Source organism: Mycobacterium sp. M26 (genome assembly GCF_001494595.1).
Classification (GTDB): Bacteria; Actinomycetota; Actinomycetes; order Mycobacteriales; family Mycobacteriaceae; genus Mycobacterium.
In genome coordinates, this window is record NZ_LN929908.1 from 2,693,664 (window position 1) to 2,714,442 (window position 20,779).

19 protein-coding genes and 1 pseudogene are annotated in these 20,779 nt (G+C 66.3%); 12 read left to right on the forward strand and 8 right to left on the reverse strand.

From position 1 onward, the window contains the following. The first annotated feature begins 136 nt into the window (after positions 1–136). From BN3385_RS22165 to BN3385_RS29380, 3 genes are all read left to right on the forward strand, one after another. Positions 137–976, forward strand: a complete 840-nt coding sequence (locus BN3385_RS22165) for an IclR family transcriptional regulator (RefSeq protein WP_059020041.1) — start codon at positions 137–139, stop codon at positions 974–976. Continuing rightward, entirely contained in the window at positions 973–1,899 is a 927-nt protein-coding gene (lipP1, locus tag BN3385_RS22170; protein ID WP_059020043.1) for a LipP1 family hormone-sensitive lipase, read from the forward strand. The genes BN3385_RS22165 and lipP1 overlap by 4 nt, the downstream gene beginning before the upstream one ends. A 374-nt stretch (positions 1,900–2,273) precedes the next feature. After that, on the forward strand, positions 2,274–2,876 hold the full coding sequence (locus BN3385_RS29380; protein ID WP_059022312.1) for a Dabb family protein: 603 nt from the start codon (positions 2,274–2,276) through the stop codon (positions 2,874–2,876). Between the two features lie 10 nt (positions 2,877–2,886). On the opposite strand, the gene BN3385_RS22180 is transcribed toward BN3385_RS29380, so the two are convergent. After that, on the reverse strand, positions 2,887–3,774 hold the full coding sequence (locus BN3385_RS22180; RefSeq protein ID WP_059020045.1) for an SDR family NAD(P)-dependent oxidoreductase: 888 nt from the start codon (positions 3,772–3,774) through the stop codon (positions 2,887–2,889). After that, positions 3,771–5,788 (reverse strand): annotated as a pseudogene (locus BN3385_RS22185) (flavin-containing monooxygenase). Before BN3385_RS22185 ends, BN3385_RS22180 begins: the two are co-directional and overlap by 4 nt. A gap of 100 nt (positions 5,789–5,888) precedes the next feature. Here BN3385_RS22185 and BN3385_RS22190 point away from each other — a divergent pair. The 6 genes from BN3385_RS22190 to BN3385_RS22215 all read left to right on the forward strand — a co-directional run bounded on the left by BN3385_RS22190 (position 5,889) and on the right by BN3385_RS22215 (position 11,462). Beyond that, positions 5,889–7,487: a fatty acyl-CoA synthetase gene (locus BN3385_RS22190; protein WP_059022314.1), complete on the forward strand. Its 1,599-nt coding sequence runs from the start codon at positions 5,889–5,891 to the stop codon at positions 7,485–7,487. Positions 7,488–7,560: 73 nt separating this feature from the next. After that, on the forward strand, positions 7,561–8,034 hold the full coding sequence (locus tag BN3385_RS28735; protein WP_059020047.1) for a hypothetical protein: 474 nt from the start codon (positions 7,561–7,563) through the stop codon (positions 8,032–8,034). After that, the gene (locus tag BN3385_RS22200; RefSeq protein ID WP_059020050.1) at positions 8,031–8,897 is read left to right on the forward strand and encodes an SDR family NAD(P)-dependent oxidoreductase; all 867 of its coding nucleotides are present in this window, start codon (positions 8,031–8,033) and stop codon (positions 8,895–8,897) included. The genes BN3385_RS28735 and BN3385_RS22200 overlap by 4 nt, the downstream gene beginning before the upstream one ends. Before the next feature lies 1 nt (position 8,898). Continuing rightward, positions 8,899–9,936: an alpha/beta hydrolase gene (locus BN3385_RS22205; RefSeq protein ID WP_059022316.1), complete on the forward strand. Its 1,038-nt coding sequence runs from the start codon at positions 8,899–8,901 to the stop codon at positions 9,934–9,936. Beyond that, positions 9,926–11,002 carry a hypothetical protein gene (locus BN3385_RS22210; protein ID WP_059020052.1) on the forward strand — a complete coding sequence of 359 codons (1,077 nt, stop codon included), beginning with the start codon at positions 9,926–9,928 and terminating at the stop codon, positions 11,000–11,002. Before BN3385_RS22205 ends, BN3385_RS22210 begins: the two co-directional genes overlap by 11 nt. Before the next feature lie 7 nt (positions 11,003–11,009). Next, a complete protein-coding gene (locus BN3385_RS22215; protein ID WP_286141844.1) occupies positions 11,010–11,462 on the forward strand; it encodes a nuclear transport factor 2 family protein in 453 nt (150 codons plus the stop codon). A 10-nt stretch (positions 11,463–11,472) separates the two neighbouring features. On the opposite strand, the gene BN3385_RS22220 is transcribed toward BN3385_RS22215, so the two are convergent. Beyond that, complete coding sequence (locus tag BN3385_RS22220) at positions 11,473–12,405, reverse strand: hypothetical protein (RefSeq protein WP_231748790.1); 933 nt, start codon at positions 12,403–12,405, stop codon at positions 11,473–11,475. Positions 12,406–12,604: 199 nt separating this feature from the next. On the opposite strand from BN3385_RS22220, the gene BN3385_RS22225 reads away from it, so the two are divergent. Next, positions 12,605–13,162, forward strand: coding sequence for a TetR/AcrR family transcriptional regulator (locus BN3385_RS22225; RefSeq protein WP_231748791.1), 558 nt, complete (start codon positions 12,605–12,607; stop codon positions 13,160–13,162). A 16-nt stretch (positions 13,163–13,178) separates the two neighbouring features. Here BN3385_RS22225 and BN3385_RS22230 read toward each other — a convergent pair whose 3' ends face one another. Continuing rightward, complete coding sequence (locus BN3385_RS22230; protein WP_059020056.1) at positions 13,179–13,457, reverse strand: hypothetical protein; 279 nt, start codon at positions 13,455–13,457, stop codon at positions 13,179–13,181. Between the two features lie 2 nt (positions 13,458–13,459). Beyond that, entirely contained in the window at positions 13,460–14,605 is a 1,146-nt protein-coding gene (locus BN3385_RS22235; protein WP_059020058.1) for a 3-ketosteroid-9-alpha-monooxygenase, oxygenase component, read from the reverse strand. A 133-nt stretch (positions 14,606–14,738) separates the two neighbouring features. Here BN3385_RS22235 and BN3385_RS22240 point away from each other — a divergent pair, with 133 nt between their 5' ends. Beyond that, entirely contained in the window at positions 14,739–16,454 is a 1,716-nt protein-coding gene (locus BN3385_RS22240) for a 3-ketosteroid-delta-1-dehydrogenase (protein ID WP_059020060.1), read from the forward strand. A gap of 6 nt (positions 16,455–16,460) precedes the next feature. Here the strand turns inward: BN3385_RS22240 and BN3385_RS22245 are convergent, their stop codons facing one another. The 3 genes from BN3385_RS22245 to BN3385_RS22255 all read right to left on the reverse strand — a co-directional run bounded on the left by BN3385_RS22245 (position 16,461) and on the right by BN3385_RS22255 (position 19,810). After that, the gene (locus BN3385_RS22245; protein WP_059020062.1) at positions 16,461–17,126 is read right to left on the reverse strand and encodes a PadR family transcriptional regulator; all 666 of its coding nucleotides are present in this window, start codon (positions 17,124–17,126) and stop codon (positions 16,461–16,463) included. A 96-nt stretch (positions 17,127–17,222) separates the two neighbouring features. Beyond that, positions 17,223–18,659 (reverse strand): FAD-dependent oxidoreductase, encoded by a 1,437-nt coding sequence (locus tag BN3385_RS22250; RefSeq protein WP_231748792.1) that lies wholly within the window; start codon positions 18,657–18,659, stop codon positions 17,223–17,225. 14 nt (positions 18,660–18,673) lie between these two features. Next, complete coding sequence (locus BN3385_RS22255; protein ID WP_059020065.1) at positions 18,674–19,810, reverse strand: 3-ketosteroid-9-alpha-monooxygenase, oxygenase component; 1,137 nt, start codon at positions 19,808–19,810, stop codon at positions 18,674–18,676. Between the two features lie 127 nt (positions 19,811–19,937). On the opposite strand from BN3385_RS22255, the gene BN3385_RS22260 reads away from it, so the two are divergent. Further along, positions 19,938–20,732 carry an SDR family oxidoreductase gene (locus BN3385_RS22260; RefSeq protein WP_059020068.1) on the forward strand — a complete coding sequence of 265 codons (795 nt, stop codon included), beginning with the start codon at positions 19,938–19,940 and terminating at the stop codon, positions 20,730–20,732. Positions 20,733–20,779 lie beyond the last annotated feature (47 nt).

A 20,779-nucleotide genomic window follows, 5' to 3' on the forward strand; every position in this document is an offset into this window, starting at 1 on the left:
CTCAACCCTCGGCGCCGGAGGCGACTCGGTGAGACGAGGACCGGCGTTTCATGTGACAGCGCCCACATCCCATGCTAGAACTATATGACTAATAGTCATATACCTATCGGGTATGTCTCGGACACTGGGAGGACTGATGACAACGGCTGTCGACAAGGCTGGCGAGACTCCGAGCGCGGTCATCGATCGGATTTCGCTGGTGCTCGAGTCCTTTGACGGACCGGGACGGCTGACCCTGGCGCAGATCGTGCGCCGCACCGGCTTGCCCCGGTCGTCGGCACACCGGATGCTGGAACGCCTCGTCGCCTTGCGCTGGCTACGTCGCGACGGCCGCGACTACGAACTGGGGATGCGACTGGTCGAGCTGGGTTCCTTGGCGCTTCACCAGGACCGCATTCACCGCGCAGCCATTCCGCTGCTGCGCGATCTGCACCGGGCGACCGGATTGGTCGTGCACCTGGCGGTGCTGGATGGGTCCGATGTGGTCTACCTGGAGAAGATCGGCGATCAGCTGGGAACCGCGATCCCGACCCGCGTCGGCGGCCGTCAGCCGGCGCACTGTACGGCGGTCGGCAAGGCCATCCTCGCCGACAAAGAGATCACCGACGTCGACCTGTCCGACCGCAAGACGCGATTCTCGATCGCGACGACCGCCCAGCTAGCCCTCGAGTTGCAAAAGGTCCGCGCGCACGGGGCGGCCTTCGAGCGGGAAGAGTCGTTGCCCGGTTTCGGTTGCGTGGCCGCGCCCATCGGTCCGGCAGGAAAGGCGGTGGCCGCCGTCTCGGTCTGCGGCCCGATGCGACGGATGGCGTTCGAGAGCCTGGTGGCGCCGGTACGGATGACCGCGATGGGGATCTGGCGACGAGCACAGGAAGGTCCCGGGCGCGTCGCACCGACCCTTCAGCCACTGCGACCGCTGGCACCCGGGCCGCGCCCCATCGGCCCGCGCCAGCCGGCGACCCTGCAACCGGCGTGACGCTCGATCCTCAGATCGCCGGCCTGCTGGAGAACCTCGACTCGGGTTTCCCCCCGGTGCACACGATGACCGGCGCGCAGGCCCGCGCGACGATCCGCGGCCGCTTCGTCCCCAACCCGAACCCAGAACCCGTGTTCGAGGTCAGCGACCACCGGGTCGGTGTCGCCGGCGGCAGCATCGGCGTCCGGACCTACCGCCCCAGCTCGACGGAGAAACTGCCGATTCTCGTCTACGCACACGGCGGCGGCTTCGTCTTCTGCGACCTCGACAGCCACGACGGGTTGTGCCGCAGCCTGGCCAATCTCGTTCCCGCCGTGGTGGTCTCGGTCGGATACCGGCTTGCACCCGAGCACCGCTGGCCCACCGCAGCACAGGATGTCCTCACTGCCACCCGATGGGCCGCCGAGCACGCTGACGCACTCGGCGGCGACGCCACCAGGATTGCCGTTGGCGGAGACAGCGCCGGCGGCAACCTCGCCGCGGTGACCGCGGTGATGGCGCGCGACCAGGGCGGCCCGGCCCTCACCGCACAGATGCTGCTCTATCCGATGATCGCCGCCGACTTCGACACCGCGTCCTATCACCGCTTCGGACAGGGCTACTACAACCCACGCCCGGCCCTGCGGTGGTACTGGGATCAGTACGTGCCTGCGGTCGACGATCGTCGCCATCCCCATGCCTCCCCGCTGGAGGCGGACCTGACCGGACTGCCGCCGGCTGTCGTCGTGCTGGCCGGCCACGACCCGCTCCGTGATGAGGGCATGACGTACGCGGATGCGTTGACGGCGGCCGGAGTACCGACCAACATCAGCATGTTCGAGGGCGGAATCCACGGATTCATGACAATGCCCATCCTCGACATCGCTCACCAGGCCAGGCGGCAAGCCGCCCAGGCGCTCCGCGACGTATTCGACCGACCATGACCGAGGTGTTCGTCATCGATCGCGTGGTCACCGCCCCGGGCTGCGCGCGGGAGTTCCTCGACGCGTATCTGACCGGCTATGCACCGGGCGCACGCGATCGCGGGATGGACTTACGCGATGTCGTGGTGAGCCCACCGATACTGGCCGGCGAGCAACCGAACACCGTCACCATCACGTGGTCGCTACCCAGCCCGCAGGCCTGGTGGCAGATGACGTGGCAGGCTCGCCCCGATCCGGCGGTAGCGCGCTGGTGGCAGGACATCTCAGGACTTGTGCTCGAGCGCAACCGCAGTGTTGCCTCCCGCGCCGCGCATCTGGATACCGAGACACCCCAGGTGAATCTGCCGGACTCCGCCGGCACCACCACGGTTGGGATCACGCGGTTGCTCGATGTCGTCGAGTCCGAGCGTGGCCGGGTACTAAGCGCGCTCACCGACGCCGCCGCGGCCAGTGGTTCACTGCGCGCCGTGGTACAGCCGACGCTGCCCGGGTCACGCAACGGCGGCGATATTCTTGTCCACCTTCGCTTTTCCGACCAGAACAGCTGGGCTGGCAGCGGATTCGACGCCGCCTTGCGTGATCCGGCGATCACGAGGGCCAATGGGGTCACCTATCGGGGAACACCCCGGCGCCGTGGTGTCGGCAGCGTGTACCGGACGCTGTTGCTGCGAGTACCGCCGGAGGTGCCGGCTGCCAATCTCGCTGCCTTCGAACGCGAACTGGGAATGATGCCCGGCTATGTGCCGACGATCCAGGCATGGCAGTTGAGCCGGGTCGACGAGGCGATCGGTGCGACGCAGTGGACCCACGTCTTCGAACAGGAATTCACCGATGTCGACGGTCTGATGGGCCCTTACCTGATGCACCCCATCCACTGGGCGGTGGTGGATCGGTGGTTCGATCCCGAGACGACGGACATGATCGTGCGGGATCGGGTGTGCCACAGCTTTTGTGACGCACCCGCCGCGGTGCTCTGAGAGCGGCCGGTCACAGTCCCGCGGGCAGGATGTTCGGATTCGCCGTCGACGGCGGCTCCAACGGCGGTAACTCGGTCAGCCCGTCGAGCGTGTGCACCGAAATCCCCTGCGCCCAGGGGAAGTGCAAGCTGAAGGCCACCAGACCGGTCCGCTGCTCGGCCGGTAGATGACACATCGCCAGGACCGTCTCGGCCAGGTACTCCACGGGTTCGGTGGGAAATGTCTCCGGTATCAGTGCCGCAGCACCGGGAGTCCGCACGGCCGTTGACGGTCCGACACAGTTCACCGCGATGTTCGCGTCGAGCAGTTCGGCGGCGACACCTTGGGTGAAGCGGTGCAGGGCCGCCTTGCACGACGCGTACACGACGTCGCCGGCGGTCTTGTTGTAATCGCGGTACGGCCGCACCGGGGCCACCCCTGTCACCGAGCCGATGTTGACGATCCATCCCCCGCCCTGTCTGCGCATATGTGGCACAGCTCTTTTCGTTAGGACGAACGGTGTCTTCAGATAGTGCTCGACGGTCCTGTCGAAGGTCTCCAGCGACATGTCTTCGACCAGTCCGTAGTCGGCAAAGCCGGCGTTGTTGACGACGATGTCGATGCGGCCGGTGCGTTCCACCACCGCATCGATCAGACCGGCGCGGGCCGCGTCGTCTTCCAGATCGGCTGCCAGACCGAATGCTTGGCCACCGGCGGCTTCGATCAGCGCAATCGTCTCGGCGATGGTGCCCGGCAAGGCACTGCTGAGCCCGTTGCGCAGCGACGGAGACGGGGTATACGCCCGTGCCGTCACCGCGACGGTGGCGCCTTCGGCGGCGAGTCGCTGGGCAATCGCGCGCCCGATACCTCGACTACTTCCGGTGACCAATGCCGTTCGCCCGGCGAGTATGCCGCTCATTGGAGAATGAAGTCCTCTTCGACGGGAGCGCGGTGCGCTCGCCACAGATCCACCAGCCGGTACGGCGTGGACACGACAACGCGGCCCGACGCCGATCGGTAATAGGTGTGGGCGTTCGGAGTGTGGCACCACACGGTGCGCGCCATCGCCTCGTCGATTCCGGCGACGTAGTCGTCGAATGCCTGCTGGGTGACTTCGATCGACGTGGCATCGCGTAATGCCATGAGCTGCAGGCATTCCACGATGTAGTGGGCCAGGACTTCCATGGAGAAGTTGGCGCCTGCGCCGTGTCCGGGGCTGTAGTTGGGCGCCGAAGTGATGAACAGGTTCGGGAATCCGGGCACGGTTCCGCCCCGATAGGCCCGCGGACTGTCACCCCACTCCTGCGCCAAGGTCTTGCCGTTTCGCCCGCGGATATCGACCGTCGACAGGAAGTCGAGATGGTAACCGGTCGCGTACACGATGACATCGAGGTCGATCTGGCGGCCGTCGGCAGTGCGGATACCTGCGGCGTTGACCTCGGCGGGCTCACTGGCTTCCACATCGACGTGGTCGCGGGTGAGCGCGGCGTAGTAGCCGCCGGGGTCCCGGATGATCCGCTTGCCGTACGGCGCGAAGTCCGGGGTGACCTTGCGCGCCAACTCCGTTCCGCTGCCGAACATGCGATCGATGTACTCCAGGCACATCTGCAGCAGCACATCGTTGGCCGGCGAGATCGACAGGTGCGTGTGCGCCCACTCCGGATCCCGCAGGATCACCGGGTAGTTGTTATCGGCGGTGGCCCAGTACGACTTGAGCCGGTGCCACATCGCGTAGAACGGCAGCACCCGTCCCAGATAGCGGCGGTGCTCGGGCACGTCGTCGGAAAGCCGCTTACGCGGTGCCACCCAGTGCGGTTGACGTTGGAACACCGTGAGGTGCGCCACCTCGTCGACGCAGGCGTCCACGATCTGGACCGCGGTGCAACCCGCTCCGATCACCGCCACCCGTTTGCCGGCCAGGTCCAGCTCCGGGTCCCACTGCGCCGAATGAATGCTGGTTCCGGAGAACGAGTCTCGGCCCTTCAGGTCAGGGAATCGGGGCCGGTTCAGGTAGCCGGCGGCAGTGACCACAACACTGGCGTAGTCGACGCTGCGAGTGCCGTCAGCCGAGCAGGAGTGGATCTGCCACTGCTGGCGCGGCTCATCCCACCACAGTGCTTCCACCTCGGTACCGAACCGGATGTGGCGACGCAGGTCGTGCTTGTCGGCCAGCGCCACCAGATAGGCCTGGTACTCCGCGCCGGTCGGGTAGTAGCTCGACCAGTCCGGGTTCACCTCTCGCGACAGTGAGTAGTACGCCGACGGGGTGTCCACCCCGATTCCGGGATACTTCGTGGTCAGCCATGTCCCGCCGACCTCGTCGTTGCGGTCGAAGATGGTGAACTGAACCCCGCTTTCGGCCGCGCTCAACGCGACGGCGATCCCGGCGATCCCGGCGCCGATGATCGCCATCGTCGTGGTCGGCGGAATCGGAGCGGTTCTGGGCAAGGTCGGCTGTGAGGGCCGGAACCCGCCCTGCTCGAGCAGCAGGTCCACCTGCTCGTCATCGACATCCGTGCCGAGTGCGATCGGCAGCAACCTGACGAACAGCTCGCGGTCGTCGGGAGCGGTCGCGCCGGCGGGCCGCGGCCGGCCCAGTGCGGCCACGATCTCGTCGGCGAGCGCTTCGGCGGTGACCGGGTTGGGTGGTGCCCGCCTGTTCCGGTGGGTCGGGGACGCGCTCCGTCGCGGGACCCGGCCACGATCTCGTCGGCGAGCGCTTCGGCGGTGACGGGATCGGTGGTGCCCGCCTGTTCCGGTGGGTCGGGGACGTGCTCGATCGCGGGACCGTAGCGATCGATGACCGACTCATCGCCGGTCAGCTGTGCCAGCACCGCCACCAGCACACCGGGATCAGCCCGGAGCAGGTGCTCGCGCAGCACGTTCTTGTCGACCTCGGTGGTCTGCGCAACGGCAGATGGTCCCATGCTCATGGCACCCGAGTATGGGAGCGCGTCCCAACCCCGGGGATGCTGTTGTCTACTCAGCGGGAGATCCGTCGTGGGCTATCGGGGCGCGATCTACAGTCCCGCCATGCAGCGCGTGCACCACAACGACGATAAACGTGGGTTCGCCGACCTGGTTCGCTCCGCCCGCGGCCATGGTCTCGGCGACATTCCGCGGCGCTCCGCCCGACGCTATCCGGACAAGGTGGCGATCATCGACGGCGAGGTGAGGTTGACGTTCGCCGAATTCGAGCAGCTTGTCGACCGCGCGGCGGCAGCGCTGAGCGACAACGGATTGCGGCCCGGGGACCGCGTGGCGCTGCTGGCACGCAACTGTTGGCAGTACGCGGTGCTCGCGTTCGCCACGGCCCGCGCAGCGGTGGTGCTGGTGCCGCTGAACTTCATGCTCACCGCCGAAGAGATCGCGTATATCTTGAGCCACTGCCGCGCAACGGGATTCATCGTTCAAGCCGAGCTCGCCGCCGCGGCCGAGCAGGCCATGGTTCACAGCGGCGACATCGCGACGCGGATCGCGATCGCCACCGAAGGACTGGCGGCGCCACCGGGATGGACTGACTTCGAGCACGCTCTGAGCACCGCGTCACCCGCGCCGACACCGCAGGTGGACGACGACCAACTGCTGCGAGTCATGTACACCAGCGGCACCGAGTCACGCCCCAAGGGCGCCATGCACACCAGCCGCAGTCTGATGTGGCAGTACGTCAGCACGATCACTGCCGGGTCCATGAGCGCTGAGGACGTCGAGATCCATTCGCTGCCGCTGTACCACTGCGCGCAGCTGGACAACTTCCTGGCCACCGATCTGTACCTGGGCGCGACCAGCATCCTGTTGCCTCGCCCCGACCCGGAGGTGGTGTTGCGCACGATCGAGCGTTACGCGGTGACCAACTACTTCGCCCCGCCGACGGTGTGGATCAGTCTGCTCCGCAGCCCGGTTTTCGATGAGGTCGATCTGTCGAGCCTGCGCAAGGGGTACTACGGGGCCTCCGCGATGCCGACGGAGATCCTGCACGAACTTCGGCGTCGGCTACCCAACCTCCAGCTCTGGAACTTCTACGGCCAGACCGAGATCGCTCCGTTGGCCTCAGCGCTGGGGCCGGCTGATCAGGAGGACCACGCCGGTGCCGCGGGACGCCCGGTACTCAATGTGGAGACGGTGATCCTCGACGAGGACGACACACCGGTGGCACCCGGGACGATCGGCGAGATCGCCCACCGCAGCCCGCATCTCATGCTGGGTTACCTTGACGACCCGGCCAAGACGACCGAGGCGTTCCGCGGGGGCTGGTTTCATTCCGGAGATCTCGGCTTCTACGACGACGCCGGGTTTCTGCGCGTGGTGGACCGCAAGAAGGACATGATCAAAACGGGCGGGGAAAACGTCGCCAGCCGCGAGGTCGAGGAAGTCCTCTACCTGCACCCCGGAGTCGAGGAGGTGGCGGTATTCGGGCTCGCGCACCCGGTGTGGGTGGAAGCTGTCGTGGCCGCGGTGGTCCCCCGTGCGGGTGCGGAGTTGAGTGCCGAGGAGGTGCTCGCCCACTGCCGGCAGCACCTCGCCGGGTTCAAGACGCCCAAACACATCTTCTTCGTCGACCAGCTGCCGAAGAATCCCAGCGGCAAGCTCCTCAAACGGGACCTTCGTACCCACTTCAGTCTGCCGACCTGACGGTTCCAGTCCCGTGTTCCACTCACCGGGCGGCGGCGTTCCGGCCCCGGGTGGAGCCGGGTTGACTGCGGCCATGAGCAACGAGATCGCCCTGAGCGAGATTCAGGAGTTCATCGCGGGATTCTGGTATCACTACGACCAGGGGCATTTCGACGAGGTCGGCGCCCGTCTCGGCGAGGAGATGGAGTACCTGAGCCGCTCCGACTCCGGCAACTGCCCGTTCGAGCACCTGCTGGCCGCGGAGTTGCACGGCAAAGCCGACACTCTCGCGTGGCTGATCGCTCACCGCAACGAGAACCCGTATCCCTGTCGGCACCACGCCACCAACGTTTTCCGCACGGGCTCCGACGTTAACGTGACGACCGCGCGGTTCTACCTGTTCGTCAACCAGATCACCAACAACGTGCCGTTCGCGGTGTCCAGCGGTGTCGTCGACGCCGGTATCCGGCGCTCGGCAGACGGGCTGGTACTCACCGCACTGACCGTGGTGCTCGACGCTGAAGACTCGGTGCCGTTCGCGCAGCACGCCGCCACGACCCTGACGTGAGCGCGCGCGAGACGTTCGCGGGCGGCGTCGCGGTCATCACCGGAGCCGGTGCGGGAATCGGCGCCGGCCTGGCCCGCCACGCCAGTCGACTGGGCATGACGGTCGTGTTGGCCGATATCGACGCGGTCGCCGTATCAGCTCTGCGCGACGAGCTCACTGCCGCAGGGGGTTGCGCGATCGACGCCGTGTGCGATGTGCGCGACCCCGACGCCGTCGAGGCACTGGCCGAGCGCGTCTACCGCGAGGTGGGCGAGGTGAGACTGTTGGTCAACAATGCCGGTGTCGAACAATTCGGCTATCTCTGGGATACCCCCGTCCGCAACTGGCAGCGTGTCGTCGACATCAACATCACCGGTGTCTTCAACGGAATCCGGGCCTTCCTGCCCCGCATGATGGCGACTGACGCGCCGGCGTGGGTGTGGAACATGTCCTCGATCGGCGGGGTCGCGGTGGTCCCCCTGCAAGCGCCCTACATCATGAGCAAGCACGCCGTGCTCGCTCTGACCGAGTGCCTGCATCTGGAAGTTCAATCCGCCGGCCACGCCCACCACATTCACGTTCAGGCGGTGCTCCCCGGCGCGGTGAAATCGAACATCTTCGAATCCGCCGGCGGTGTTCAGTCCGGTGACACCGGCGCCGCCGAGGCTCAGCGGTCCGCCATGCTGGACATCAAGGCCGACGCCATGGACCCGCTGACCGCTGCCGAGGTGGTCTTCGAACAAGCCACCAGCCGCGACCGGTTCTACCTGATCACCCAACCTGACTACGTCGGGTCGGCCATGGTGGAGCGCGCCCAGGTGTTGACCGCGCAGGAAGCGCCGCGGCTACGAACCCGGCGCCGATTCGATCCCACCTCGAGCTGACATGCACGGTCCCGACCTCGACCCCGACGCAGCCCGCCGTGTCGCTTCCTTCGGTGAGCTGACGCCGATGCGGGTCCGGGGATTGGCTGCCGTGCGGGCCGGACTCGAGTCTGCGCCACATCCCGACCTGCCAGCCATGGCCGATATCGAGGATCTGACAGCCCCGGGCCCGGCCGGACCGATCCCCCTGCGTCTCTACCGACCCACCGCCGAGCCGTGCCCGCCGGTGGTGGTGTACCTCCACGGTGGCGGACTCGTGATGGGAAGCAATCACTCCTTCGAGCCACTGGCGCGCGAGCTGGCACACGCCACCGCGGCCGCGGTGGTGGCCGTCGACTACCGGCTGGCCCCGGAATCACCGCCGCCCGCGCAATTCGACGACGCCTACGCGGCCACCGAATGGGTTGCCGCCCAGGCCGATACCCTCGGCCTCGACCCGCAACGCCTCGTGGTTGCGGGCGACAGCGCGGGCGGGTCACTGGCCGCGGCCGTGGCACTGGCCGCCCGCGATCGCCGCGGACCGCGGATCTTCGCGCAGGTATTGCTCTACCCCGGCCTCGACCGGGACATGGGCGCCGCGTCGATCACCTCGATGCCCCAGGCCCCGATGCTGCGTCACGACGACATCCTGTTCATGCACGAACTGGTCGACGGCGCGGTGGGACCGCCTCGAGACCCGTACCAGGTCCCGGCCTACGCGCGGGATCTGCGCGGACTGCCGCCCGCCATCGTGGTCACCGGCGAGTGCGACCCGATCCGGGATTGGGCAGAACGCTATGCGAGCCGCCTGCGCGACGCGGGGGTGCAGACGACGGTGACGCGTTATCCGGGCATGTACCACGGATTCTTGATGCGGTCGGATACCACCGCGCGAGGCCGGCTGGCCATCGCGGAAGTGGGCGCGCTACTGCGGGCAAAGTTCGCCCACCCGCTGAACTTCAGCGAGCCTCCCGATCACCGGACAGTCGCCGGCTCGCCGACCACACTGCCCACCACAATCGAGAGCCTCACCACCGAAGGAGACCATCATGCTGACTGACCAGCAGCGTCTGGAACTGTCCGACATCCTGCGCCCGGTGGCTCCCCCGCGGGAGATCAGCAACGTCTACACCGCCGATCAGCGGCAACGACTGCTCGACGTGGTGCACAACAACGGTCCGTGGAAGCTCATCATCGCTCAGCATTTCGCATCGGCCGACGAACTGATGGCCACCATGAGCGGAGCGTTTCCCGAGGGTTTCACCCCGTCGCTGGATCTGTTCCTCACCCCGACGTTCCGCGGCTATCTGGCCAACTACGGCACCGTGCTCTACCCCGAACTGCACGACTGCTTCTACAACTCGGACTTTCTCGAGCACGCCAAGAGCTACTGGAACGCGCAGTACGCCAAGCCGGAGATGATGCTGTTCAACATCAACGGTCCCTGCGCCAACCGCGACCCCGGTCACCTCGACTCGCCGAGTTTCCGCGGGGTGCGCCACGAGAACGCGCCCACCTGGCTGTGCAGCGTGATGGGCAAGTCCGGACTGTTCACCGACTACCTGATCAAGATGGCTCAGGTGATCACCTGGTTCTCACTGGACGAGGGGTCCGGCTTCACCTACTGGCCCGACGGCCCGCTCAAGCCGCCCGCACGAGTTCTGCCGCCCATCAACAACCGCGCCGTCGTGGTGCAGAACGAGATGATGGTGCATCGCGGCGAGGCCAATGGCCCACTCGAGCAACAGGTTCCCGCCGGCCTGCAATTCGACACGGTCTTCGCCGGGGATCCGGACGACCCTGATCGCTGGCTGTTGAAGAACGGCGAGGACGTCATTGCGCGGCACCACACCGACGAGTTGCGATTCCTCGTGCACTGGTCGGCGGAGGTGTTCAGTGACTTCGACGAACTGAAGAAGAACATGGACGGCACCGACGACATGACGATCGAGCGGGCCATCGGCATGATGGTCGACGATCTCAAGGGCAAGGGCATTGCGCTCGACGTCCCGGGCGAGCCGTTGCACGATCCGCAGTTCATCGCCGCACTGAACGCTGCCTACGATCTGGGCGGGCCGGCCAGCTATCCCGATGACGCGCCGGTGAGTGCCTTCCAATTCGCATAATGACTCCGTGGATTCAGACTCTCTGACGCAGTTGGTTGACGAACGTGCCATCGAGCGCGCGCTGATTCTGTTCGCGCGCGCGATGGACGACCGCGATTGGGCGACGATGGAGCGGATCCTCGCCGAAGACGCCGAAGGCGACTTCGGGACGGGTCGAGTGACGGGTCGCCCCGCCATCATTGAGCTCATCCGTGGCTATCTGGACCACTGCGGTGCTACCCAGCACCTGCTCGGCAACATCGTGATCGAGGTTTCGGGCGAGCGGGCCGTGAGCCGGTCCTATATCCGCGACGTTCACCTTGACTCAACCAACGATCCGATCCGGCGCTTGTACACACTGGGCGATTACCGTGACGTCTGGCGGCGGGCAGCTGACGGATCCTGGCACTTGATCGAGCGGGTCAAGATCAATCGTGGATTCGTTGGCTCTCTCGAGGTGTTCGACGGGACATCTCGCTGAGCTCTCCCCCTCATTCCGACACCGTCACATCCATCAGCGGAATGCGCTTCGTAGCAGTCGCGCGCGGATCCGGCGCTGCCGCGGCCGCCGCGTGGTTGTCTTCACCGCGGGTGTAGGTCCACACACAGAAGGGTTCGCCCTTCGCGAAGGCAAAATCCTTGGGCGGCAGGTTGATTGCGAGCTTGCAGCCCGGGAAGAACGGCGCGGAGATGCGTTGCTCGAAGGTGCAATTCATCCACGCCCGCGCCGGCGGGTAAAGGCCCTCATCGGTGTACTTCTGCAGTACCTCGCAACGACGCATGTTCAGTACCACGTGGTCCGGGTTGTAGACGATGTACTCGCCGCCATAACCGAGGGTGCCGTCGATGCTGAGTACTGCCAGCTTGAGGAAGTCCACCACGTGCACGGGCTCGATCTTGAAGACTTTGGCCAGCTTCGGGTACTGGTAGTCGATGATCAGCTGGTACATGTCCGGCAGTCCAAGCCACACCTCCTCCTCGGGGATGAGCTTGGTCCACTGATCGATGAAGTAGTTGTGCCCCTTCAGGTATTGGTCCCAATACGTCTTGATGAGCCGAATCAACGCCGGCTTGGTCAAGTCCTCGGTCTGAACGTCAAACGGAATGGCCTGGTACTGGGCGTCTTTCCAGTCCCAACCGGGAGGTGCGATGAACCGACCCATGGGCATGACCTGTCGCATTCCCGCTCTCGACACCTCGGCCGCGACATCCATGGCCGCGTTGATGCCGACCTTCTCTGAGTAGATCTTGACGTGGGCGTACGGCATGAAATTCAAGACGTCTTCGAAAACGCGGGCCAGCCCGGCGAGGAAGTCGGGAGAGAAGTCCTGGATGTTGCCGACCTTGCCCATGAAGTCGTGGGTGTAGTCGTCGTAGTTCAGCTCCTCGGCGTTGGCGTCGGGTTCATTTGTGGCGGTAGACACTGGTTCCTCCCAGCAGCGTTGGACTGTCCGGCATTGTCAGATTCAGCCTGTGTGGCAGAATCTGACAAAACGGTAGGAGCGGTGCACCTCACTTCACGGCGGGGTTCCCGGTCACCGGGAGATCAGACATCGGATTGGGGACGACAGCTTGGCACCGACCGGTAGACCGGCCACCCTGACGGCACGGCGCGCTGACGACTTGCGACTCGAAGTCGCTATCGCGGCCAGGGACATCTTCCTCGCCGAGGGGTCCTTCTCCGCCACGGTCGAACGCATCTGTGAGGCCGTGGGCATTGCGCCTCGAACCTTCCACCGCCACTTCCCCGTCAAGGAGGACGTCGTCCTGCCACTCTTCGGGAAGTTCGGCAGCCTGAGCCTGCAGGTGCTGACCGAGGCAGAGCCAGACAGTGACCCCGTGGAGGTCCTGGTCCAGGCGTTCGGCAGCGAAATCCCCAAGCGCGACCAATACGACGTGGACCGCGCATTCATGGCACTGGTGCTCGCCGACCCGCAGTATCGGCTGCGATGGCTGGACTGGGGTCAAGACCTCGTTGGGCCGGTCACCAGTTTCCTTGAAGCCAGGTTCGACGTCGGAACAGACACCTTCTCACGAGAATTGCCGGCTCAGTTGGTGATTCAAGCGTGCAGACATGCCTACGTGCAATGGGTTGAACACGGCGACTTCGTCAACCTGCAATCCGCACTGAGGGTTGCGATGCAGATGATCATCGGATCGCTGGACGCGAAACACAGCTGACGCGTGAAGGCGATGCTCAGACCGAATCGTCCAACACGGTTAGCGTCCCCGCCTTCACCGCCTCGACGATCGAATCGCTCAGCGCCGAGCAGGACAGGAACAGACCTCTGTCGGTGCGGCCGGCCAATTGGGCTGCCGTACAGCGTTCTTCGCAGCGCTCCCAGGCCAGTCGCGTCCATTGCACACTGGTCTGGCTCCAGCTGCTCTTGCGCACCTCGACCACCGCACCACAGCGGCCACAGGACACCGGCGCCATCGGCGCGTCGTCGAGCCGGTTGTCCGAGCGGACCGCCATCGTCACCCCACCGGTCCGGATGCCGATGTCCGAGCCGCCAGATTGGCTTCCACCTCTTTCATCCACGCCTCGGTGGGGCGGGTTGTGTCGAGTTCGAATTCGAAGCGGTCCACCATGTCCGGTGCGACATCGGCGACATCGACGTAGAACTGCTCATACCAGCGCCGCAGCTGATACACCGGCCCGTCCTCTTCGACCAGCAGCGGGTTGTCGATCCGGGTCTTGTTGCGCCAGATCTCGACATCCTGCTCGAAACCCATCTTGACGAAGTCACCGAGACCGATCGCCGTCTGCATGGCCAGATCATCGGGCAGCTTCTCGGACTTCTTGACGATGATGCCGTATTGCAGCACAAAGGAATTGGCGTCGATGGGATAGTGGCAATTGATCAGCACGGTGTGGTGGTCGACGTCGGTGTAGTGATAGGTCAGATCGTCGATCATGAAGGACGGGCCGTAGTAGGACGCCACCGACGTGGTTCCCAGCATCTGGGTTTCACCGGGCTCGCCGATATCGGGGCGGCCCGCGCTGTTCATGTACTGCGTGGCGACGTGGCCCTCGAAGATGTTCTTGAACTGTGTGGGCAGCGATCCGTGGATGTAGAAGAAGTGCGCCATGTCGACCACGTTGTCGATGATCTCCCGGCAGTTGGTGTGCACCACCGTGGTGTACCAGTGCCAGTCGGTCCAGTCATCGCTTTCGGCGCCCTCGATGCGCGGGATCGTCACGTCCGCCGGCGGCGGGTTGCCTTCCGGGTCGTTCCAGATGAACAGCATGCCGTCCTGCTGCAGCGTGGGCCAGGAGGCTGTGCGGGCCAGTCGCGGGGTGCGCTTGCTGTACGGCACCAGCTTGCAGCGGCCGTCGCCGCCCCAGCGCCAGTCGTGAAACGGGCACGCGATCTCGTTACCCTTCACCGTTCCCTGGGACAGGTCCCCACCCATGTGCCGGCAGTAGCCGTCGAGCACATTGACGGCACCGTCCGCACTGCGGAACACCACCAGCTTCTTGCCGAACGCATTGATCTGGTGTGGCTTGCCGTCGGCGAAGTCACGCACCAGCCCCACGCAGTGCCAGCCCCGGGCGTAGCGGGTGGGCACCGCACCGGCCTCGATCACTCGAATCTCGTCGGCCCCGGATTGTGTCGTCATGTCGGTCCTTCGGTCGATGGCCTGGTGGCTGTCACTCCATTGAACTGCGCAGCGCGGCCGGGAGAAGCGCCACGTTCCGCTCAAAGGGATATCGGAATCGCACGCCCCGCATCCGGCCCTATCGTTCGGAGTTGTGACCGTCACCAGCCACGACACCGTGCCCGCCGGACTACATGTCGCCGACACCGAGGTGGATCTTCTCGTGATCGGTTCGGGCTGTGGCCTCGCGGCTGCCCTGGCCGCCCACGAGCGTGGTCTGTCGGTCCTGGTCGTCGAGAAGTCCTCTCATGTCGGCGGGTCGACCGCCCGATCCGGCGGTGCGTTGTGGCTGCCGGCCAGCCCGGTCATCGCCGAGGGCGGCGGCCTCGACACCGCAGCCCGAGCCCAGACCTACCTTGATGCCGTCGTCGGGGGCTCGGCCCCCCGGGAGCGATCGGCCGCCTACGTGGCGAACCTGCCGGCGACCGTGCAGATGCTGCGCCGTACCACCCCGATGAAGCTGTTCTGGGCCAAGGAGTACTCCGACTACCACCCCGAGGCGCCAGGAGGATCCGCGGCGGGCCGCACATGCGAATGCCGTCCACTGGATACCGCAATTCTCGGCGAGTATCTGCCTGATCTGCGCCCCGGCATCATGGAGGCGAAGTTCCCGATGCCGACCACCGGCGCGGACTACCGCTGGATGAATCTCGTGAGCCGGGTCCCGCGCAAGGGAGTGCCCACCATCGCCAAGCGGCTGGCGCAGGGACTCGGCGGGCTTGCCCTCGGGCGACGTTATGCGGCCGGCGGTCAGGCACTGGCCGCCGGCCTGTTCGCCGGCGCAATCCGGGCCGGAATACCGATCTGGCTGCGCACTGCGCTGGTCGAACTGGTCACCGATGGCGCGGCCGTAACCGGGGCGGTCGTCGAGCATCTGGGCCAGACCGTGACCGTCACGGCCCGGCGAGGTGTCGTGCTCGCCGCCGGCGGTTTCGATCACAGCATGGAGATGCGCTGGAAGTTCCAGTCCGAATCCCTGGCCCGCGATGCCAGCCTCGGTGCGGAATCCAACACCGGTGACGCGATCCGGATCGGCCAGGACGTCGGCGCCGCGATCGCGCTGATGGATCAAGCCTGGTGGTTCCCCGCGGTGGCCCCGTTGCCCGGCGCGGCTCCCGCCGTCATGCTCGCCGAACGGTCGCTGCCGGGATCGTTCATCGTCGACCAGAACGGCCGCCGATTCGCCAATGAATCAGCAGACTACATGACCTTCGGTCAGCGCATTCTGCAGCTGGAGGCCGCCGGGACACCGGTGGAGAGCATGTGGATCGTTTTCGACCAGCACTACCGCAACAGCTACGTCTTCGCGGCCGACCTGTTCCCGCGCATGCCGATCCCCCAGGCCTGGTATGACGCCGGAATCGCCGTTCGTGCAGACGATTTCACTGACCTTGCGGCGAAGATGGGGGTACCTGTCGACACCTTTTCCTCGACCGTGGCCGTGTTCAACGAGCATGCCTTCGCCGGCGAGGATCCCGACTTCGAGCGCGGCCGAAGCGCCTATGACCGGTACTACGGCGATCCGACGGTCACGCCGAACCCGAATCTGCGGCCGCTGGTCAAAGGTCCGTTCTACGCGGTGAAGATGGTGCTCAGCGACCTCGGCACCTGCGGCGGTTTGCGCGCCGACGAGCACGCCCGCGTCCTGCGCGAGGACGGCACCGTCATCGAGGGGCTCTACGCGATCGGGAACACCGCGGCGAACGCCTTCGGCAACACCTATCCGGGCGCGGGAGCGACGATCGCTCAGGGCCTCGTCTACGGCTACATCGCCGCCCAGGACGCGGCCGACACGACCGCGCGGCGGTGACCGGAGTCAGCCACCGTCTTCGGCGTCGGCCTTGCGCTCGATCTCGTACCAGAACGCCGGTTCGGGCCACGGGATCTTGGCGCCCTCACTGACTTTCGGGAATGTCGACTCAGCTTCGTCGAGGTCTTTGATCATTCGCAGCGTGAGTTCACGCTCGGATGTGTAGTACCGCTCGGCCCACTCCAGCGCGATCTTGGCGTAGGCCCACGAGGGGTCGGCAGCGGCCCACCGTGCTTCCTTGGCGGCCTCACGCTGCATCTCGTCGATGTAGGAAAGATGGTCCTGCAACATCTGTTTGAGCGTCGCCGGATCACTCAGATGCCCGAACGTCACGCGCAGGATTGCCGGGTGCTTGATCGAGGGCGGATCTACCGGGGCTTCCCGCGCCCACCGGGTGACGGCGTCCATACCGTCATCAGTGATCTTGTAGAGCCTGCGATTACGCGTGCCGGTGCCGTCCACCCGTGAGGTCAGCAGACCCATCTTCTCCAGCTTCTTGAGCTCGGAGTAGATCTGACTGAACGCGGGGCTGCCGTAGTAGTGCCGCATGCTCCAGCTGATCCACTTGCGGATGTCGTAGCCGGAGAGCTCCGTCTCGTAGGAGAGCATGCCGAGCAGGGCCCACGCAGTCGCCGACAGCGACGGGTTGACCTGCGGCTCGGGCTCTGTCACGAAGCCAAGGGTAGCAATCGCGGTATCCGGTTCGGGTGGATCAACCGCTGGCCGGGAGACCGCGCCGGACCGTGCCCGGACAGCTGAGACCGGCGATCAGCCCTTCGCTGCGGCCCGCCCGGCCCGCCGGCCGTAGAAGCTGCCGTCACCCAGCGAAACCCCGCTGGCGTAACCCCAGGCCGCCAGTCCGGCCGCCGCGCGGCCGGCGGCGAACAGTCCGGGGATCGGTTCGCCGCTGACGTGCAGCACCTCGGCGTCCAGGGTGGTCAGCAGGCCGCCCAGGGTGAAGCCGCCGGTGTGGCCGCGCAGATCCAGGGCCCCGATCGGTGAGCCGATCGGGCGCAGCCACTGGGGCTTCTTGAACAGCAGCGGGTCCTCCCCACGGGCGGCGCCGTCGTTGTAGGCCGCCACGGTCGCCTGCAGCGATCCCGGCGCCAGGCCGATCTCGGCCTCGAGTTCGGCGACGGTCTCGCAGACCCAGGTGGGCGGGGTCTTGAAGAACGGGGTCGAGGAGGTCGACGCCATCGCCTCCTCATGGGCCTGGGCGTCGAAGACCAGGTACACCGTGTCGTCCTGGTGGTACAGCGACAGCTGCCCGATGCGGCCGGGGTAGGTGTCCTCGGGGACGTAGCGCTGGCCGCGGCCGTTGACCAGGATGCCGCGCGCCACCAGCTGCGGTTCGGCGAAGAACGCCACCTCGGTGGCGTCCATGTGCGCGAGGTCGGCGCCGAGGGCCTGGGCCATCCGGATCGACTGTCCGTCATGCTCTTCCACCGAGGCGGCCGGTTTTCCGGCGATGCGCGGGGCGTACTGGGCGATCATGGCGTCGTTGTAGGCGAAGCTCCCGGTAGCCAGCACCACGCCGCGTCGGGCGCGCACCCGAACCGGGTTGCCGTACTGGCGGGCGGCGATCCCGATCACCCGGCCGTCGGAGGCGGTGAGCAGTTCGTGGGCGCGCACGTCGTACACCGAACGCACCCCGAGTGCGGTCGCCGTGTCGACCAGTGGCTTCATCAGCATGTAGCCACCGCCCTTCTCGCCGGTGACCTTGCCGGTCATCTGCGGCACGTGGCCGCGCGGGGCCGGAGCGGCGATGGTGTTGAACGGATAGGAGTTCTCCCCGCCGGTGTACATCAGGCCCTGATCGCCCGGCGGCTCCCAGCCCGGCTCGCCCCAGAACTCCGGCTTGAACGGCACCCCGCACTCCACCAGCCAGTCGAAGTGCTCGAGGCTGCCGTCGCAGTAGTCTGCGATCCGGACCTCGTCGGCGCCGGGCCCCATCGCCGCGCACAGGAACGCCCGCATCGCCTCGACGGAATCCTCGAAGCCACAGGCCTTTTGGATCGGAGTTCCGCCACCGAGGTAGACGAACCCGCCCGCCAGTGCGGCTGCGCCGCCCCAGCCACCGGCCCGCTCCAACACCAGAACGTCGGCCCCGGCCCGGGCGGCTTCGATGGCCGCGGACACCCCGGCGATGCCGTAGCCGGCGATCACCACGTCGGCTTCGTAGTCCCACTGTTCGGATGCGCTCACTGTCGATTCCTCTCTCAGGCCGGCCCGGCGGCGGCCAGGTTCTCAGCGACCTCGGCTTCCCAGTTGGCCACGGCACGGTCGGTGTCGATCTCGTACTCGAACCGGTTGGTCATGTCCTCGGTGATGTCCTCGACGTCGACATAGAACTGCTCGTACCACCGCCGCAGCTGATATACCGGCCCGTCGTCCTCGGTCAGCAACGGGTTGTCGATCGGCGCCTTGTGCTTCCAGATCTCGACGTCCTGCTCGAAGCCCACCGCGACGCCGTCGGCGAACTGCTCGGCCATGGCCTGCGCTTCCTCGTCACTGACGCCCTGGGGCTTCTTGACGATCGCACCGTACTGCAGCACGAAGGAGTTGTCGGTCACCGGATAGTGGCAGTTGATCAAGACCGTCTCGACGGTGCCGCCGTTGACGTAATTGCACAGCTTGTCGATCATGTAGGACGGTCCGAAATACGAAGCATCCGAGTGCAATTCGGAGTTCGGATCATCGTAGGCGGTGCCGACCATGACGTCTCTGCGCGGGGTCGAGCGCATGTACTGGGTGGCCACGTGACCGTGGAAGATGTTCTTGAAGTACTTCGGGAAGGCGTAGTGCACGTAGAAGAAGTGCGCCATGTCCACCACGTTGTCGATGATCTCGCGGCAGTGCGAACCCTCGACGAGGATCGAGTTCCATTTCCAGTCAGTCCACTCCGGGGTGCCGTAGCCCTCGATATGCGGGATCGTGACGTCCTCGGTGGGCTGGCTGCCCTGCGGGTCGTGCCAGACGAACAGTTGGCCGTTGCGTTCCAGCGTCGGCCACGAGCGGGTGCGGGCCACCCGCGGAACCCGCTTCGCGTACGGGATACCGGTGCACCTGCCGTCCCCGCCCCATCGCCAGTCGTGGAACGGGCAGGCGATGGAGTCACCCTTGACGGTGCCCTTGGACAGGTTGCCGCCCAGGTGCCGGCAGTAGCCGTCGAGCACGTGCAGTTCGTTGTCGCTGTCGGAACGGAACACCACCAGCGTGGACCCGAATGCGTTGATCTGGTGCGGTTTTCCGTCCCGGAAATCCTGGGTCAGCCCGAGGCAGTGCCAGCCGCGCGCGAAGCGGGTCGGCGCCGCCGCCGCCTCGATCTCCCGGACGGCGGTGGCTTCGTCGGTCATGGTCACCCCTGCAAGTCGACATACCTATTCGAATCGTCGTCACCACCCACCCCGGCGGCGAGCCGCCGTCCCGGTGAGCGGACAAATTGCGACCTGCGACCGGATCGGCGGACCTAGCGTCGCTGCCATGGGTGAGCGGATGCGGGACGCGGTGACGGCGGTGACCGGCGCAGGGTCAGGGATGGGCCGATCGCACTGCACGCGGTTGGCTGCCGAGGGCAGCGCGATCCTGGCGATCGACCGGGACCCCGACGGCTTGGCCGGCACGGCCGAGGAGGTCCGGGCACTCGGGGTGCGGTGCGTGACGGCGGTCGCCGACGTGCGCGACCCGGCGGCACTGGCCGCGGCGTTCGGCGCGGGCGTCGCCGAGCTGGGCCGCCTCGACGTGGTGGTGGCCAATGCGGGCATATACGCCGACCTGGCGCCGTCGTGGGAGCTGACCGAGGAGGCCTGGCACCGCACCCTGGATGTGAACCTGACCGGGGTGTGGCACACCGTGCGGGCGGCCCTGCCGGTCTTGGCCGACGGCGGGTCGGTGGTGCTGATCAGTTCCACCAACGGTGTACGCGGCGGCGCGAGTACCGCCCACTATTCGGCCAGCAAGCACGGGGTGATCGGGCTGGGCCGGGTACTGGCCAACGAATTGGGGCCGCGCGGAATCCGGGTCAACACCGTGCTGCCCGGCGCGGTGGCCACCGCGATGGTCATCAACGACACCGTGTTTGCCCGGCTACGACCAGATCTGGAGTCGCCCACCGAACAGGACGCGGCCGCCGTGCTCGGCACGCGCACCATCCTTCCGGTGGCCTGGGTGGACCCGGTCGACGTCAGCAATGCGGTGCTGTTCCTGGCCTGCGACGAGTCCCGCTATGTGACCGGCACCCAGATTGTGGTGGACGCCGGCCTGACCGAGAAGGTGTGATTTCGGCGCGCTTGTCGTCGCACAGCGACGCTCAGCGCGCCGAAATC

What these genes read in the sequence shown, in the direction of transcription:
- BN3385_RS22165 (WP_059020041.1), top strand. Translation starts at nt 137, where the DNA reads ATGACAACGGCTGTCGACAAGGCTGGCGAGACTCCGAGCGCGGTCATC.
- BN3385_RS22180 (WP_059020045.1), bottom strand. Translation starts at nt 3,774, where the DNA reads ATGAGCGGCATACTCGCCGGGCGAACGGCATTGGTCACCGGAAGTAGT.
- BN3385_RS22190 (WP_059022314.1), top strand. Translation starts at nt 5,889, where the DNA reads ATGCAGCGCGTGCACCACAACGACGATAAACGTGGGTTCGCCGACCTG.
- BN3385_RS28735 (WP_059020047.1), top strand. Translation starts at nt 7,561, where the DNA reads ATGAGCAACGAGATCGCCCTGAGCGAGATTCAGGAGTTCATCGCGGGA.
- BN3385_RS22205 (WP_059022316.1), top strand. Translation starts at nt 8,899, where the DNA reads ATGCACGGTCCCGACCTCGACCCCGACGCAGCCCGCCGTGTCGCTTCC.
- BN3385_RS22210 (WP_059020052.1), top strand. Translation starts at nt 9,926, where the DNA reads ATGCTGACTGACCAGCAGCGTCTGGAACTGTCCGACATCCTGCGCCCG.
- BN3385_RS22230 (WP_059020056.1), bottom strand. Translation starts at nt 13,457, where the DNA reads ATGGCGGTCCGCTCGGACAACCGGCTCGACGACGCGCCGATGGCGCCG.
- BN3385_RS22235 (WP_059020058.1), bottom strand. Translation starts at nt 14,605, where the DNA reads ATGACGACACAATCCGGGGCCGACGAGATTCGAGTGATCGAGGCCGGT.
- BN3385_RS22255 (WP_059020065.1), bottom strand. Translation starts at nt 19,810, where the DNA reads ATGACCGACGAAGCCACCGCCGTCCGGGAGATCGAGGCGGCGGCGGCG.
- BN3385_RS22260 (WP_059020068.1), top strand. Translation starts at nt 19,938, where the DNA reads ATGGGTGAGCGGATGCGGGACGCGGTGACGGCGGTGACCGGCGCAGGG.